General features: G+C 71.2%; 1 protein-coding gene. It reads right to left on the reverse strand.

Features of this window, described 5'->3' with window-relative positions; translation table 11 throughout:
* Positions 1 to 51: 51 nt before the first annotated feature.
* On the reverse strand, positions 52 to 1676 hold a 1625-nt coding region (locus I5I_RS08720), incomplete at its 5' end, for an alanine--tRNA ligase-related protein (protein ID WP_036318396.1).

The following is a 1676-nucleotide window of genomic DNA, read 5'->3' on the forward strand; positions in this document are numbered from 1 at the left end:
GAGCTCGGTCCCGGGGATCCTCTAGAGTCCGAACTCCCGGCCGGAAGCCGCTCACGCTCCGGGGGTCTCCAGCGCACGCGTCACTGCTGCGAGCGCCTGCGGGAGGGCATCCGCGTCGGTGCCGCCGCCCTGCGCGACATCGTCACGCCCGCCGCCGCCGCCGCCGAGCGCTGCGGCGGCGCTCTTGGCGAGCACGCCTGCCTTGGCACCCGCCGCGCGGGCTGCGTCGTCGGTGGCGACGATGACGATGGGCCGGCCGCCGACGACGGCGCCGAGCGCGATGACGGCACCGGCGCCCACGCGCTCGCGCACCTGCAGGGCCAACGTGCGCACATCGTCCGCCGACGCCGCGACACCCAGCGACTGGGCGACGAGGCGGAACGCGCCGGTCGCCTGCGCCGACCCGGCCAGTTCCGGCAGCCGGCTCTCCAGAGCTTTGGCCTCGAACTGGGCGATGCGCTTCTCAGCGGCCTTCAGGCTCGCGGCGAGATCGGCGACGCGGCTCGCGAGCTGGTCTTTGGGCGTCTTCAGCGAGGTCGACAACTGCGAGACGATGGCACGCTCGGCAGCGAGCTCCCGGAAGGCGTCCAGACCGACGAGAGCTTCCACGCGTCGCGTGGACGCGCCCACGGACGACTCCCCGACGAGGTTGATGAGGCCGATCTCCGCACTGGAGCTCACATGTGTGCCGCCGCACAGCTCGCGCGACCAGGGGCCGCCGATGTCGACCATGCGCACCGTGTCGCCGTACTTCTCGCCGAACAGCGCCATCGCGCCGGCGGCCTTGGCCTCATCGAGAGGGAGGACGCGCGTGCTCACCTGCAGATTGTCGCGCACGGCGTTGTTCGCGATCTCCTCGATCTCCGTCTTGGTCGCCTCCGACAGTGTCTGACCCCAGGAGAAGTCGAACCGCATGTAGCCGGCGCGGTTGAGCGATCCGGCCTGCGTGGCCGACTTTCCGAGCGTGTCGCGCAGGGCCGCGTGCACGAGGTGGGTCGCCGAGTGCGCCTGCTGTGCCGCGCGGCGGTTGACGGCATCCACGACGCTCGTCGCGGGCTGGCCCACGCCGACCTCGCCCGAGGTCACCTCGACCGTGTGGCTGACCAGCCCCGGCACCGGGCGCTGCACGTCCAGGACCTCGAGTTCGTAGCCGGGACCCACGATCACACCCTTGTCGGCGACCTGTCCGCCGCTCTCGGCGTACAGCGAGGTCTCGGCGAGGATCACCTCCGCGATCTGCCCCTGCACCGCCCGCTGTGCGGGGGCACCGTCGACGAGGAGTCCGAGGACGGTCGACTCGGTCTCCCAATCGGTGTAGCCGGTGAAGACGGTCTCGCCCTTCGCGCGGAAGTCGCGGTAGACGCTGGTATCGGCCAGTTGGCGCTTGCGCGAGCGCGCGTCGGCCTTCGCACGAGCGCGCTGCTCATGCATCAGGGTGTCGAACGCATCGCGGTCGACGGTGAGCCCCGCCTCCTCGACGATCTCCATCGTGAGGTCGATGGGGAAGCCGTAGGTGTCATGGAGCAGGAACGCCTCTGCGCCGCCGATCGTGGTGCCGCCTGCGTCCTTGGCCGCCGCGATCGAGGCGTCGAGGTTCTCCGAGCCGGCGGCGAGAGTGCGCAGGAACGTGGCCTCTTCCGCGAGGGCGGACTCTAGAGGATCCCCGGGACCGAGCT

The organism is Microbacterium sp. B24 (genome assembly GCF_000333415.1).
GTDB lineage: Bacteria > Actinomycetota > Actinomycetes > Actinomycetales > Microbacteriaceae > Microbacterium.